Below are 13,798 nucleotides of genomic sequence, written 5' to 3' on the forward strand. Positions count from 1 at the left end.
TTACTTTAAGACTGCAAAAATAGAAGCAGTGATGTCTTCAACGTTACCGGTACCGCTCACTTTGCGGTAAGCCGGCGCTTTTACTTTGTCGGCGGCATTCGCTTGTGCGGCCCATGATGAGTAGTACTCAACCAGTGGACGGGTCTGATCGTCATATACCTGTAAGCGTTTGCGTACAGTTTCTTCTTTGTCGTCATCGCGCTGAATCAATGGATCGCCAGTGACATCATCTTTACCTTCAACCTTTGGTGGGTTGTATTTGACATGGTATGTGCGACCAGATGCCGGATGAACACGACGTCCACCCATGCGATCGATGATGGCATCAAATGGCACATCGATTTCTAAAACGTAATCAATCGGCACGCCAGCATCTTTCATGGCTTGTGCTTGGGGAATGGTTCTTGGGAAGCCATCGAATAAGTAACCCTTGCTGCAGTCAGGTTGAGTCAAGCGATCTTTTACCAAGCCAATAATGATGTCGTCAGAAACTAAGCCGCCAGCATCCATAATTTTTTTGGCTGCAATACCGAGCTCTGTTCCAGCCTTTACGGCAGCGCGCAACATATCGCCTGTCGAAATTTGTGGAATCGCAAATTTTTCGCAAATAAACTGAGCTTGTGTGCCTTTTCCAGCACCTGGTGCACCGAGCAGAATCAACCGCATTGTTTTCCCCTTAGAAGAGCTGACATTGTCCCGTATTTTGTTGGGATCCTGATTACTTAATGACTAGGATTATCCCCGAGAATGCATGCTACACAGGGGATTGGGTGTTTTTTCTAGGAATTGGCCAGTAACTGCCTCACCCTTTCGAGGTCCTCGAGGGTGTCAACTCCAGCTGGAGGTGCTTTAGGGGCGATATGGACCGCAATACGGTAGCCATTCCAGAGGGCGCGAAGCTGCTCTAGCGCTTCCGCTTGTTCTGGGGGCGCTGGCTCTAAGCGTGTGAAAGCTTGTAAAAAATCAGCCCTGTAGGCGTAAATGCCTAAATGACGTAGATGCTCTGTTTTTTGTGGGGCATCTGCATCCCGCACAAAAGGAATGGGTGCCCTGGAAAAATACAAAGCTTCACCCGCACGGTTGAGAACTACTTTGACCGCATTTGGATTGTTGATCTCTGATAAATCTGCGATCGGCACAGCAACAGTGGAGATGGCGCATTGCGAGTGATCAGCCAAAGTTTGCGCAACTTGATTAATCAGTTCTGGCGGAATAAGTGGCTCATCACCTTGAACGTTCACGATCAATGCATTGGCAGGCAACTTCAATAGCTGTGCCACTTCAGCAATACGATCGGTTCCAGTGGGATGATCAGAACTTGTTAATAAACACTCAATGCGATGTTCATCGCATGCTGCCTGAATTTCTGGAGAGTCTGTTGCAACTACTACGCTTTGCGCGAGAGATTGTTTGGCGCGCTCTGCGACTCGGATCACCATGGGCTTTCCACCGATATCAGCAAGAGGCTTACGCGGTAATCGTGTAGAGCCCAGTCTTGCGGGTATGACAACTAAAAAGTCGGGGGCTTTGGAGGTGGCGGTCATGCAGTGGAGTGTTAAAGAACTTCGTCAGCGCTAAGGCTGCGCGCTTCGTCAACCAACATGACAGGTACATCATCACGAATAGGGTAGGCCAGGCGATCTGCTTTGCAAATGAGCTCATGTTTTTGAGCATCCAAATGCAGTGGGCTTTTGCACAAAGGGCAAACCAAAATATCGAGTAGACGTTTATCCATGATTTTCTATAGTTATTAATGCAATGACTTTTACGAGTATCTGTAGCTGTTTCTGTAAGGGTAAGTGTAGCGCTATCAGAATAGTCTTACAGGTTGTATCTGTTTGGATCCGGTCTTTGCAGAATAGATTGAACCCATTCCATGAGGCTATTAGGCAGGCTGAGGGATAGCGGCACCACCCAAATTCGATCATCCGTAATATCCGAGCATTTCACGGCATCTTTTTCAGTGATCAGAATGCGCTCGGCATGGATGTTTGTAAAAAACTGGTTTGTGTAGGTGGCGTGATCAGCAAGTGCGATAGTTTCGCCTGCGACACCCTCTTTTAGGAGGGCGGTAAAAAATCGCTGTGGATTGCCTAAGGCAGCTATGGCAGTAATCTTGGTAGGCAAATAGGTGTCGGCAATATGCGAGAGCGTTTGAGTGTTTGCTGGGTTGATCAGTTGATAGGCTGCGCCTAGGACGGGCATCAAATGAAAAGCGCGTCGACCCATGAAGTATTCATCGGTAATTGCGCCGGTCAGAACATTCTTTTTTTCATTACTTGCTTCGGTCAGCAAAGTGGCATCGCGATCGCGCGAGGCGGGTTCGCGCAATGGCCCTGCTGGGATCAGAAAGCGATTTCCTTCGCCACGTCCATCGCGAACTACAAATTCGATATCACGACCACCCTCTCGGGCGGGCCAGCGAGGTAAACCGTTGTGCTGTAAACCATCATCACTAATGATGACGTTTACTTCTGGAGAGTGAGCTAGTAATGCTTGAATACTTTTCTGACGTTTTGGGAAAACCCAAAGCGGAAATTGGTTGTTAGTGCGTTTTGCAATCAGCACGGGTTCATCACCAACCAATGCTGGATCGGAATCTGCTAAAACTTGCACGGGCGTTGTTTGCGCATTCGATCCATAGCCCCGACTAATAATTCCAGGTCTCCATCCGAGTCGTGATAGCTGCTCTGCTAGTGCAATCACAATTGGCGTCTTACCAGTTCCGCCTACCCGAATATTGCCCACAATGATGAGGGGCACTGGAGCAGGGCGATGTTTAATTAATCCTAAGTCTTGAATCAACTTACGTAATCGCAAAACTAGCCCATAGACATAGGAGAGCGGCCAGAGCAAAAGACTAGTAGGGCCGCGCCTTTCCCAAAACTGAGGTGCTTTACGAAAGAAAGATAAAGACATAAAGGCGATCTTTATTTCTTGGTTTGACTGCTAAAGACAATGTTCGCAAGGTCAGCATCGCGGGCAGCTTCAAGAGCGCTCATGACTGCTTGATGCGGCGCTCTGGCGTCTGCATCAATATTGACTTGAAGGTTATTTGCTGCGCCTTTATTACTGCTGCTTTCATTGCTTAACTGCATGAGAGCGCTACTGAGTTGTGAGCGATCGGTAACTTTGCCATTAATAGCAAAGCGTCCATCACGACTAACAGCAATATGAATTTGCTTGTTCTCTGCTTGGCTTTCAGAGCCGTTGGCAGTTGGTAATGTAATGGCAAGTTCTTGATAGCGTGTGAAGGTGGTGGAGATCATCAAAAAGATCAGCACTACTAACAGAACATCAATAAAAGGAATGAGATTGATTTCAGGTTCTGCAGAGACGGATCCCGCCCCCAAAGAAAATCGCTTTCCTGCTTTTGGGTGTGTATCTAACCAACTCATTGCGTTGATTCAGTTGGATAAAGTTTTTTAAATAACTGGCGAGTAAATTCTTCGCACTCGCGTTGACGTTGATTTGCAAGTGCACGTAATCCACGCCAGCTAGCCAATGCAGGAATCGCTATTAATAAACCAAATGCAGTGTTGTAGAGCGCTACAGAAATTCCGTGGGCGAGTTGTTGTGGGCTACCAGCTGCGCCGTTAATCGCACCTTGACTGCCAAAAATTTCAATCATTCCCACGACCGTGCCAAATAAACCGAGTAGAGGTGCAACTGTGGCAATCGTTGCTAATGCGCCTAAGTAACGATCTAATTTAAGCCAGGTGTTTTGTGCGGTGGCCTGCAGTTCTTCCAACGCAGACTGAGGGTTATTGCCTGCAGCTTTTTCACTCAATAGGCAGGCCAATAAGGGAGTTGCTGGCGATAGTTGGGCAAACTCTTTAATTTGCTGCTCAGGTAGCGATTTTTGATTAACTATCTGATTTGCAAGGGTAAAAGCAGTTTCTAGACTATCTTTAGGAAAAATATGGATTTGCCGCAGATACCAGCTGCGCTCCAGAACAATGGCTAGGCCAATAATGGAGATGATTAAAAGGGGCCAAATAGGCCAGCCAGCGGATAGTAAGATGGAGTACATAAGCTCAGTACTTTAGCTGAATTAAAAAGCCTGTTTCGGAAAGATAGCCTGTGGATAACTCTGTGCAAAACTTTTCAGCAGTTTCGCTGTAAGTCCTTGATTGATGGTGGGCATGGGTTGATGGGGTCTAAATCTCCCCTGGGTGGTTCGGTTAAATATCCTTATAAATCAACGGCTTAATATTGGTTTGTTAGATTTATGAGACGTTTCGGGTCAGTAATTACTTACTTTTAGGCGTTAAACCAAGAGCGAATATGCTTCTGTGGATATTTATTGGCCTCTAAGCCAAATGGAATTGTAGAAAACGAGAAAAAATGTCGGAAATATCAAAGGAAATACTCAGTGTTGGCGATCTAAACCGCGCCATTGCAGCTTCTTTAGAAGACCGCTTCGATACCGTTTGGGTTAGCGGGGAGATTTCCAATTTCAAGGCCTATGACAGTGGGCATTGGTATTTCTCGCTCAAGGATGAAGAAGGTCAAATCCGCTGCGTGATGTTTCGAGGCCGCAATGGCCAAGTTGGCTTTATGCCGCAATCGGGTGATTTGGTTGAGGTGAGCGCCAATTTAGGTATGTATGTGCCAAGAGGCGATATTCAGCTCACCATTCAAACTTTGCGACGCGCGGGTATGGGTGGTTTGTATGAGGCGTTTTTAAAGCTCAAAGCAAAACTTGCCAAAGAAGGTCTATTTGACGAAGAGCGCAAGCGAGATATTCCGAGTCACCCTAGATCGATCGGCATCATCACATCACCACAGGCCGCAGCTCTAAAAGATGTGTTGAGCACATTAGCAAGACGTGCGCCGCATATTCCGATTGTAATTTATCCAACCTTGGTGCAGGGGCCGGATGCGCCTGCGGGAATCGTCTCTGCGCTGAAGGCTGCTAATCAAGAAAACGCAGTTGATGTCATTTTGATGGTGCGCGGCGGCGGCAGCATTGAAGATCTTTGGGCGTTTAATGATGAGCAGTTAGCTTATGCAATTGCTCAGTCTGACATTCCAGTGGTGAGTGGCGTTGGTCACGAAACAGATTTCACGATCGCTGATTTTGTTTCTGATCTCCGGGCGCCAACACCCACAGGAGCTGCTGAGCTAGCGGCGCCACGCCGAGACCAAATGTTGCAAGAGTTGGATGCCATCATGCAAGCGTTGTTACAGCGCATCAATCAGCGTGTAGAGCGTGAAGCGCAAACCCTAGATCAACTAGCCTTGCGCTTAAGTCATGCATTACCCAATCCAGATCGTATGCGGGAACAAATTACAAACTGGCAACAACGCTTAAATCAAGCATGGTCAGTGCGAATGGAGAATTGGAAACGCGGTCAATCTCACTTCCAGTCGCAATTAGAAATGCTCAACCCCCAAAGAACTTTAGAGCGCGGATATGCGGTGATTTTGAAAGAAGACAAAGCAGCGTTACAGGCTGTGCGGAACCCAGCAGAGCTCAATACTGAGAATGCTTTCCAGATTCGTCTGGCTGAAGGTCAGGTTGATGTCGAGTTTTCTGGGGTGAGGCAAAAGTAAGTGCCTCACCAGACCCTTTGAGACGCGTGTTATTGCGCACTATTTTTGCTAGAGTTAAATGATGACTGCATATTCCGCAAGTGAAGCTAGGGCAAGTCTTTATCGGCTAATTGATCAGGCTGCTGAGACCCATAAGCCCATCATAATCTCTGGGAAGAGGACTAATGCCGTATTGGTATCGGAGGAGGATTGGAGTGCCATTCAGGAAACACTCTATCGGGTAGCAATACCTGGCATGCGCGAATCCATTAAAGATGCCAGGGCAGAGCCTCTTGCGAAAAGCAAAAGGATATTGAAGTGGTAGTTTGGAATTTGCTTTATTCCAAATACGCTTTGAAGGATATACAAAATTGGTTCAGTAGATCTTAAAAAACTTCGACTCCACTGGAGATTTTATAAAGAGGCCCCTACAGAATATTAGGCTCAATCTCTAAACTCACACCAAAGTCTGTGTGCACTTTATCTTGAATGCATTTAGCAAGACCAATAATGTCTTGCGCTGTACCACCACCATGGTTCACTAATACCAAGGCTTGATTTTCATAAACGCCAACATTACCCATGCGTTGACCTTTAAAGCCCGCTTGATCGATCAGCCATCCAGCAGCTAGCTTGCGTTTACCGGGAGCATCTGGGTAAGAAATTAAGTGTGGAAATCTCTGGAGCAATGTTTCATATTGTTCATTGGGAACAATTGGGTTCTGAAAGAAGCTACCTGCGTTACCAATGACTTTCGGATCAGGTAACTTATGGGTACGAATCTTGCAGACTGCTAAAAAGATTTCTTCAGCAGTGGGGTTTGCATCGGTCTCAAATTGCTTTGCCAAATCCGCGTAATGAATTCTTGCTTGCCATTTTTTAGGAATTCTAAAAACGACCTTTGTCACAATAAATCGCTGAGGGCTTTGCTTAAAGTAGCTATCGCGATACCCAAATCGGCAGGCTTTGTTCTCGAGGGTGACAAAGGCATGTATTTTTGTATCAAAGGCTTCGACAGATTCAACGTAGTCCCCCACCTCAATGCCGTAAGCGCCAATATTCTGAATGGGCGCGGCACCAACCGTGCCCGGAATAAGTGCAAGGTTTTCAAGGCCAGGCAAGTCCTGATCTAAAGTCCAGCTAACAAACTGATGCCAATTCACGCCACCGCCCACGGAGATCAAAGTAGCATTCTCATTGGATGCAATAATTTCCTGATCGGTAATATTCATCAGCAGGGTAGCGCCCTGGAGTAATTGCGGCAGGATGACATTACTGCCACCCCCTAGTACTCGCCACGGCATTTGCTGTTCTGTAATTTGCGCCACGATCGCGGGGATTTGTGCAGCGTTGGTGATCTCATAGGCAAACTCGGCCTTGGTATCAAACCCAAAGGTATTGCGTTCCCGAAGACCCATATTGGGGGTCAATTTAGGGGTTGGGGATGCCTGCGCAGGGGAGTTCATGCCACAATCTTATTCGAATGTGCGCCAAATACGCAGATAATTACCAAATTACCTCAGAAGATTAATAAGGAGTAGAAATGCCCTCATTTGACGTTGTATGCGAACCAGATATGGTTGAGCTTAAGAATGCGATTGAACAGTCCAATAAAGAAATCAGCAACCGCTTTGACTTCAAGGGGTCTGATAGCCGCGTAGAGCAAAAAGATGAAGCACTCATCCTGTTTGGTGATGATGATTTCAAATTGGGTCAGGTGCGCGATGTATTAATTAACAAAATGGCCAAGCGCAATGTGGATGTGCGTTATCTCAAAGATGACAAAACAGAAACCATTGGCGGTGATAAGCGCAAGCAAACCATGAAGATCCAAAAAGGGATTACTTCGGAGTTGTCTAAAAAAGTAGTGCGCATCATCAAAGACAGCAAGATTAAAGTCCAGGCCAGCATTCAGGGTGACGCAGTACGCGTTACGGGTGGTAAGCGTGATGACTTGCAAGAAACGATGGCGTTACTGAAAAAGGAAGTAACTGAAGCTCCATTAGGCTTTAATAATTTCCGTGACTAATGCTGCTGCCAAAGAAGCGCCCGGCATAGCCCCAGCAAGCCAAGAAGCCATTGAGCGCTTTTGTGATGCTTGCTGGCTAGAAGATGGTCTGGCTCAAAACAGTCTAGCTGCTTACAGAAGAGATTTACTGCTTCTTGCACAATGGCTCCATAAAAATCATCAGTCTGATCTGTATGCGGTGACTGAAAAAGATCTCACCGCTTACATAGCGCATCGTCGCGCTGATAAAGCTACGACAGCCAATCGACGTCTAACCGTTTTTAAGCGCTTCTATCGCCATGCCTTGCGCATTAATTTAGTGAAGAGCGATCCGTGTATAGGCCTACGTGCTGCAAAGCAAGCAATGCGCTTTCCAAAAACTTTAAGCGAAGATCAGGTAACTGCATTACTTAATGCGCCTGATATTGAGACTCCCTTGGGGCTTCGCGATCGCACCATGTTGGAGTTGATGTATGCCAGTGGCTTGCGCGTTTCAGAAATTGTTTCCCTAAAGACTGTTGCACTTGGATTAAACGAAGGTGTAGTGCGAGTGGTTAACGGTAAGGGCGGTAAAGAGCGTTTAGTGCCATTTGGGGGCGAAGCCGGTCAGTGGTTAAGAAGATATTTAGCGGATGCTAGAACACCGCTTCTTGAAGGCAAGACTACTGATGCGGTATTTGTGGGGCGTCATACAGGAACTGGTTTAACGAGGCAGGCATTTTGGGCATTGATTAAGCGTTATGCAACGATTGCCAATATTCCGGTGGCCTTGTCTCCTCATACCTTGCGGCATGCGTTTGCAACCCATTTGCTCAACCATGGCGCAGATTTAAGGGTGGTGCAGCTTCTTTTGGGGCACGCAGACATCTCTACAACACAGATTTACACCCATGTGGCTAGAGAGCGCCTGAAATCGATTCATCAACAACATCATCCGCGCGGGTCTTAAGCTATTACCAAGCGCATACGAAACTTGCAGAAGTGATTAAGATAACAACATGACCTTAAGCCTAGATCTATTACTGATTCCCATTGCCTATCTCATTGGCTCTATTTCATTTGCGGTGGTGGTGAGCAAGTGCATGCGTTTGCCAGACCCTCATTCTTATGGATCAGGCAATCCTGGTGCGACAAATGTATTACGTACTGGTAATAAATTAGCAGCAGCCCTCACTTTGATTGGTGACGCTTTGAAGGGTTACTTCGCTGTGATATTGGCTAGAGTGATTTTGGGCGATCAGTCGCTTACCTCTACTTTGGATTCCTGGGTATTGTGTGGTGTAGTCCTGGCGGTTTTCTTGGGGCACTTGTTCCCAATCTTTCATGGCTTTAAGGGCGGCAAAGGCGTTGCTACTGCATGCGGAATTTTGTTCGGCGTCAATTGGATCTTAGGCGCTGCAACATTGGGTACCTGGATCATTGTGGCAACCTTTATGCGCTACTCCTCTTTAGCTGCTTTGGCGGCAGCTGTGTTTGGCCCAATCTATTTTGTCTTCCTCTTTGGCTTTCAGCCAATGGGCATAGCCTTATTGATTGTTTGCCTACTTCTGATCTGGCGTCATCGTAGCAATATTCGTAATTTGATGAATGGCACTGAGAGTCGTATTGGTTCTAAAAAGAATCCCAAGTAAGTTTTATCTTTTAAAAAGAAAATTAATATGACGATCGCCTACGCATGCGTTCTCTTTATGGGTTTATTTCCCTATGTAGCAGCAGGCATTGCTAAGAAGGGTTTTGAGGGTTACGACAACAGCATGCCGCGCCAGTGGCTTGCCAAGCAAACGGGATATAGGGCGCGCGCCAACGCTGCCCAAGCAAACCTCTTTGAATCCTTACCTTTCTTTTTTGCAGCAGTCATCATCGCCCATATAGCAAATGCACCACAGACAAGAATTGATCTTCTTGCTATCGGGTTTGTGGTGGCGCGTATCGCATACCTAGTTTGCTATGTCGCCAATTGGCCAACGACCAGATCGATTGTTTGGCTGGCAGGCATTGCCTGTGTGGTGGCTATGTTTTTTCAGATATAGAAGTAGATAGCAAAGCACAAAAAGCGTCTAAATAACAAAGCAAGAAAACGATAAATAATGATGAAGACTAAATAACCTTATGCCAACCAAAAAAATACCTAGCAAGACAGCCACCAAGAAAACCACAAAGGCAGCAACGAAGACGGCCACAAAGGCAACAACGAAGGCAACAACGAAGGCAGCAAAGAAAGATACTGCCGGCGTACCTTTATCAGTTGTGATTCGTCGTCGCATCGAAGCACAAAAAGCACGCTTTCATGCAAATGACAATATTTCTGCTTTTATTAAGCCAGGTGAGTTAGAGGGTTTAGTGGATGAGGTGGCTCAAAAGATGCAAGAGGTGCTTGAGAGTTTAGTGATTGACACAAAAAATGATCACAACACACAGAACACCAGTCGCCGTGTAGCAAAAATGTATGTACAGGAAGTTTTTAACGGCCGCTATGTTGATCAGCCTACGTTAACGAAGTTCCCTAATGTCAGCCGCTTGAATGAGCTCATGATCATTGGCCCGATTACTGTGAGAAGCGCCTGCTCTCATCACCTCTGCCCAATCATGGGGCGCATTTGGATTGGTGTGTTGCCAAGCAAAGAATCAGCGCTGATTGGTTTGTCCAAGTATTCGCGCCTAACTGAGTGGGTCATGTGTAGACCGCAAATTCAGGAAGAGGCGGTTGTGGAGTTGGCCGACATGCTGGAGAAAAAAATTAAGCCTATCGGAGTGGCAGTAGTAATGGATGCCGATCACTTCTGTATGCAGTGGCGTGGAGTCAAGGACCGAGACTCAAAGATGATTAATAGTGTGATGCGCGGCGCATTCTTAAAAGACTCGAACCTCAGAAGAGAGTTCTTAGCGCTGATTGATCGTAAGTAATCAAGTACCCACAAAAAATATAGGGCTATATTGCTTGCGCGTAGATAGGCGGCAAGGAGCTCGTTGTTAATAGAGATATTGAGAAGCAATAGCCGCATAAGCGTTGTTATGCCACCACAAACAGTGGTCAAGTACTTCTAATTTCTATATTGTTCGCTCAGGTCCCCTAGGGGATGAGAACTTATAAAAAGGGAATTAAAAATGAAAAAATTATTAGCTGCTTCATTGTTGTCAGTTGCTGCAACTGGCGCATTCGCACAAGCAAACGCATTTGAAGGCTTCTCAGCTGGCGTTAAAGTGAGCTCAGTTGGCGGTAGCACTGCGCTCTCATCTCCTGGTTTTTCAGGTAATTGGGGTCAACAGTCTGTTGTTCCAACTATTGAAGCTGGATACACCTATGGCGTTAGCAAAGAAATTGCTTTAGGATTGACCGCAACTTATGACTTGGCTAACACCAAATTGGGTTCAGAAGACAACGCTAATATCAAAGGCAAAAATCATTACAGCCTAAACTTCAAGCCTGGTTATGTATTTAATAACACCACCATGTTGTATGCAATCCTCGGATACAACAGTATGACTGGTTCATTGAATGTAAACGGTGCTTCAGCTTCAACAACATTTAATGGTTTTGGCGCTGGTGTTGGCTTGCAAACATTGCTTAGCAAAAACATCTATGTTCAAGTTGAAGCTCAACAACTTACCTACTCTGGTGTAACCAAGAGTATTGGTGGTGAAAACGTTACCTTTACCCCAAGTGCAACAGTTGGCACACTCGGTTTGGGCTACAAGTTCTAATTATTTAGAAATTGCTTTACTGAAAAGCCGCTCCTTGTGAGCGGCTTTTTCTTTTCTGCATTTCCATGAAGTCGCTACACTAGAATCATTCTTCATTACTTTCCTTGAGAGCGCTATTGATGTTTCGTACTTTTACCTATGTGATATTTTTGTTGGCGCTCATTTCATGTATTGGCGTTCCAGATCAAAATGAGGATCCTGCCAAGAACAATCGCGCGACCTATCGCCAGGACTTGAAGGAATGCAATGAGGTTTATCCGGAAACGGGCTCAGGTGTACACCTCAAACAGAGAGATGGATGCATGAGATTAAAGGGTTGGAAATAGGTAGGTACAAGACGCTGTATTACTGAGAATAATTCTCAACTATATTGCTATATAAATCATGGGTTTATGAGTGCCCTAGTATCCCCAAAGCATCTCCACTATGATCGGGTCTAGTTTTATAGGTGCATATTCTTTGCATTTCATTTCCTGTCTTACTTTTTGGAGAACCCATGAAAAATAGTCGTCGCCAATTTATGATTTTGTCTGCTGCTGGTGCCTGTACTTTGGCATTGAACGGTAAAGTTCAAGCTCAAGCAATGGTTGCTGAAACAGATCCGCAAGCTGCTGCATTGGGTTACAAGGCTGATGCCTCTAAAGTTGATAAAGCAAAGTACGCTAAATATGCTGCTGGCCAAGAGTGTGATAACTGCGCTTTATTCCAGGGTAAAGTTGGCGCTGCTGCTGGTGGTTGCTCATTGTTTGCTGGCAAACAAGTTGCTGGTAAGGGCTGGTGCTCTGCTTACGCTAAGAAGGCTTAATTAAATATTAATTAAGTGCTTTATATAAAAAAGACTGCTTCGGCAGTCTTTTTTATTTTGCGGTCAAGACGGCTGTCTCCCCAGCATCAGTTTATGATGGGCAAATCTGCGAGTTTTGTCGAGATTGTTACATCAAGAAAATATTCATCAATATAAGATCATAAAGATGAGACATACAATTGAATACTGGATTAAGCGCTGCGCTTTTTATTTTGGTGGCGATCAACCTTTTGTGAGTTGGCCCGAACGCTTACGTTCTTGTGCTGGCGCTTTTGTAGGTTTGGTATTGGTATTCACGGTTGCCAAATTGCTAGGTGATCTCAGTGGCATTGATGAGTGGTTGATGGCGTCCCTGGGGGCAAGTGCGCTTTTGGTCTTTGCGTTACCAGGAAGCCCTATGGCGCAGCCTTGGGCGGTTATAGCCGGCAATACCTTATCTGCCTTAATTGGAATTAGTGCCGCAATCTTGGTGAGGGAGCCTTTGCTTGCAATGCCATTGGCAGCGAGTTTCTCTATTTTGGGAATGTTCATCCTGCGGTGCCTGCATCCGCCGGCTGCTGCAGTAGCGCTGATTGCAGTACTCGGACATGTAGTTAATTACCGCTACGCTCTGTTCCCGGTGCTGATTGATTCTGTTTTATTAGTCATAGCCGGTGCTATTTATAGCAATTTGACTGGAAAGCCCTACCCAAATAGGCCTAATTGAGATTTAGTGGGATTAATTTTTTAATTAAAAGCCGTTAATAAATCTGCTTATAGGCCTATTCTTCGTTAAATACTTCTAAAGCAAATTACTTCACCTTAGTGGCTGCAATCGAAACGATGCAGTCTTTAATTCCGTAATTGTGATACTTGCCGGTATTTTCCTTTTTCAAAGACTGAGCGCACTCGATAACGGAATTGCGCACCTTAATTTTTGGGGTGTTGTTTGTCATTTTGTCTCCTATAGTTGGTTTAGTTGTTCAAAAGCTTGAGAGAGCTTTGAATAGCGCTCTTGTAGTATTGAAGCATAAAACGCTTTACCAAATTCGGGGCCTCCTCTTTCAATGTTATGGGTTCCCATAGGCATTCGGCCGATAACTTCGATCCAATACTCCGGATAGGTCTCTATTGAGAATTCGGCTGCAATTTTAGGGGGGCAAGTATGAAAATTTGGATCTCTTGAGCCCCAGTAGCCAAAAAAGACATCTTCCATAAAGCTAGTTTGGGTAATGTCACCTTTTTTCCGATAGAGAAGATCAATAGTGCTAGCAAGTTTGCGCAAGCAGAAGCCGCCATTGCCAACATAAAACCGTTTGCGGTTAATTTTTATTCGATAACGGTTAAATAAGAAGCGATATTGAACTATTCCGTAGCGCCAGGGAGCTCCGTAATAGTCGTAATTCAGGTCGCAAAAGTGGTCAATTCGGTTTTCAAATAAGAAGGCATCAAGCTGGTAGATGAATAACCACTCATACCTGGGATAAAAGGTTTCATAGAAGGCGGGGTCCAGTAAAAAATCGTTATAGGTTTGAACGCTTAAAAAATGATTTTTGGGAAAGCGCTCCATACTCAGCTCTGGCCAAAGTTCAGTATAAAAACTGGTATCTAAGCCCTCTGGGCACATTAAGGTGACGTTTTGAACATCCAGAAGTCGCAACTGCATCAGGGAGTAGGCCTCGGTTTTACTAGGCCTCTCTTTGTAGACTGGGACGACAGTGACGCAGGAATGGGTTTTAGTCATGGTTTTGTGGGTGGCAGAGATG

At 45.6% G+C, this 13,798-nt stretch carries 20 protein-coding genes; 11 read left to right on the plus strand and 9 right to left on the minus strand.

Annotated elements, in window-relative coordinates:
* The 6 genes from adk to C2745_RS01525 form a co-directional block, all read right to left on the minus strand.
* A complete protein-coding gene (gene adk, locus C2745_RS01500) occupies positions 1-666 on the minus strand; it encodes an adenylate kinase (RefSeq protein ID WP_215384587.1) in 666 nt (221 codons plus the stop codon).
* A 113-nt stretch (positions 667-779) separates the two neighbouring features.
* Entirely contained in the window at positions 780-1,544 is a 765-nt protein-coding gene (gene kdsB / locus C2745_RS01505; protein WP_215384588.1) for a 3-deoxy-manno-octulosonate cytidylyltransferase, read from the minus strand.
* 11 nt (positions 1,545-1,555) lie between these two features.
* Positions 1,556-1,735, minus strand: coding sequence for a Trm112 family protein (locus tag C2745_RS01510; protein WP_215384589.1), 180 nt, complete (start codon positions 1,733-1,735; stop codon positions 1,556-1,558).
* Between the two features lie 86 nt (positions 1,736-1,821).
* Positions 1,822-2,919, minus strand: a complete 1,098-nt coding sequence (gene lpxK / locus C2745_RS01515; protein WP_215384590.1) for a tetraacyldisaccharide 4'-kinase — start codon at positions 2,917-2,919, stop codon at positions 1,822-1,824.
* A gap of 11 nt (positions 2,920-2,930) precedes the next feature.
* A complete protein-coding gene (locus C2745_RS01520; RefSeq protein ID WP_215384591.1) occupies positions 2,931-3,398 on the minus strand; it encodes a biopolymer transporter ExbD in 468 nt (155 codons plus the stop codon).
* On the minus strand, positions 3,395-4,033 hold the full coding sequence (locus C2745_RS01525) for a MotA/TolQ/ExbB proton channel family protein (protein WP_215384592.1): 639 nt from the start codon (positions 4,031-4,033) through the stop codon (positions 3,395-3,397). Before C2745_RS01525 ends, C2745_RS01520 begins: the two co-directional genes overlap by 4 nt.
* Before the next feature lie 314 nt (positions 4,034-4,347).
* Here C2745_RS01525 and xseA point away from each other — a divergent pair, with 314 nt between their 5' ends.
* Together xseA and C2745_RS01535 are read left to right on the plus strand one after the other, a co-directional pair.
* Positions 4,348-5,559 carry an exodeoxyribonuclease VII large subunit gene (gene xseA / locus C2745_RS01530; protein WP_215384593.1) on the plus strand — a complete coding sequence of 404 codons (1,212 nt, stop codon included), beginning with the start codon at positions 4,348-4,350 and terminating at the stop codon, positions 5,557-5,559.
* Positions 5,560-5,620: 61 nt separating this feature from the next.
* Complete coding sequence (locus C2745_RS01535) at positions 5,621-5,863, plus strand: type II toxin-antitoxin system Phd/YefM family antitoxin (RefSeq protein ID WP_215384594.1); 243 nt, start codon at positions 5,621-5,623, stop codon at positions 5,861-5,863.
* A 103-nt stretch (positions 5,864-5,966) separates the two neighbouring features.
* Here C2745_RS01535 and murB read toward each other — a convergent pair whose 3' ends face one another.
* On the minus strand, positions 5,967-7,004 hold the full coding sequence (murB, locus tag C2745_RS01540) for a UDP-N-acetylmuramate dehydrogenase (protein WP_215384595.1): 1,038 nt from the start codon (positions 7,002-7,004) through the stop codon (positions 5,967-5,969).
* A 77-nt stretch (positions 7,005-7,081) separates the two neighbouring features.
* Between murB and C2745_RS01545 the strand changes: the two genes are divergently transcribed.
* The 9 genes from C2745_RS01545 to C2745_RS01585 all read left to right on the plus strand — a co-directional run bounded on the left by C2745_RS01545 (position 7,082) and on the right by C2745_RS01585 (position 12,759).
* Complete coding sequence (locus C2745_RS01545; RefSeq protein ID WP_215384596.1) at positions 7,082-7,567, plus strand: YajQ family cyclic di-GMP-binding protein; 486 nt, start codon at positions 7,082-7,084, stop codon at positions 7,565-7,567.
* Positions 7,560-8,495 carry a site-specific tyrosine recombinase XerD gene (gene xerD / locus C2745_RS01550; RefSeq protein WP_215384597.1) on the plus strand — a complete coding sequence of 312 codons (936 nt, stop codon included), beginning with the start codon at positions 7,560-7,562 and terminating at the stop codon, positions 8,493-8,495. Before C2745_RS01545 ends, xerD begins: the two co-directional genes overlap by 8 nt.
* Before the next feature lie 49 nt (positions 8,496-8,544).
* A complete protein-coding gene (plsY, locus tag C2745_RS01555) occupies positions 8,545-9,177 on the plus strand; it encodes a glycerol-3-phosphate 1-O-acyltransferase PlsY (RefSeq protein ID WP_215384598.1) in 633 nt (210 codons plus the stop codon).
* A gap of 27 nt (positions 9,178-9,204) precedes the next feature.
* On the plus strand, positions 9,205-9,576 hold the full coding sequence (locus C2745_RS01560; protein WP_215384599.1) for an MAPEG family protein: 372 nt from the start codon (positions 9,205-9,207) through the stop codon (positions 9,574-9,576).
* Between the two features lie 79 nt (positions 9,577-9,655).
* Positions 9,656-10,450: a GTP cyclohydrolase I gene (folE, locus tag C2745_RS01565; RefSeq protein WP_215384600.1), complete on the plus strand. Its 795-nt coding sequence runs from the start codon at positions 9,656-9,658 to the stop codon at positions 10,448-10,450.
* 201 nt (positions 10,451-10,651) lie between these two features.
* Positions 10,652-11,248 carry an outer membrane protein gene (locus C2745_RS01570; protein ID WP_215384601.1) on the plus strand — a complete coding sequence of 199 codons (597 nt, stop codon included), beginning with the start codon at positions 10,652-10,654 and terminating at the stop codon, positions 11,246-11,248.
* A 119-nt stretch (positions 11,249-11,367) separates the two neighbouring features.
* On the plus strand, positions 11,368-11,574 hold the full coding sequence (locus tag C2745_RS01575) for a hypothetical protein (RefSeq protein ID WP_215384602.1): 207 nt from the start codon (positions 11,368-11,370) through the stop codon (positions 11,572-11,574).
* A gap of 170 nt (positions 11,575-11,744) precedes the next feature.
* Positions 11,745-12,053, plus strand: coding sequence for a high-potential iron-sulfur protein (locus C2745_RS01580; RefSeq protein ID WP_215384603.1), 309 nt, complete (start codon positions 11,745-11,747; stop codon positions 12,051-12,053).
* A gap of 166 nt (positions 12,054-12,219) precedes the next feature.
* The gene (locus C2745_RS01585) at positions 12,220-12,759 is read left to right on the plus strand and encodes an HPP family protein (RefSeq protein WP_215384604.1); all 540 of its coding nucleotides are present in this window, start codon (positions 12,220-12,222) and stop codon (positions 12,757-12,759) included.
* An 85-nt stretch (positions 12,760-12,844) separates the two neighbouring features.
* On the opposite strand, the gene C2745_RS01590 is transcribed toward C2745_RS01585, so the two are convergent.
* Both C2745_RS01590 and C2745_RS01595 read right to left on the minus strand, forming a co-directional pair.
* On the minus strand, positions 12,845-12,988 hold the full coding sequence (locus C2745_RS01590) for a hypothetical protein (RefSeq protein WP_215384605.1): 144 nt from the start codon (positions 12,986-12,988) through the stop codon (positions 12,845-12,847).
* 8 nt (positions 12,989-12,996) lie between these two features.
* Complete coding sequence (locus C2745_RS01595) at positions 12,997-13,776, minus strand: DUF5672 family protein (RefSeq protein WP_215384606.1); 780 nt, start codon at positions 13,774-13,776, stop codon at positions 12,997-12,999.
* Positions 13,777-13,798 lie beyond the last annotated feature (22 nt).

This window comes from Polynucleobacter sp. AP-Kolm-20A-A1 (genome assembly GCF_018688315.1).
Classification (GTDB): Bacteria; Pseudomonadota; Gammaproteobacteria; order Burkholderiales; family Burkholderiaceae; genus Polynucleobacter.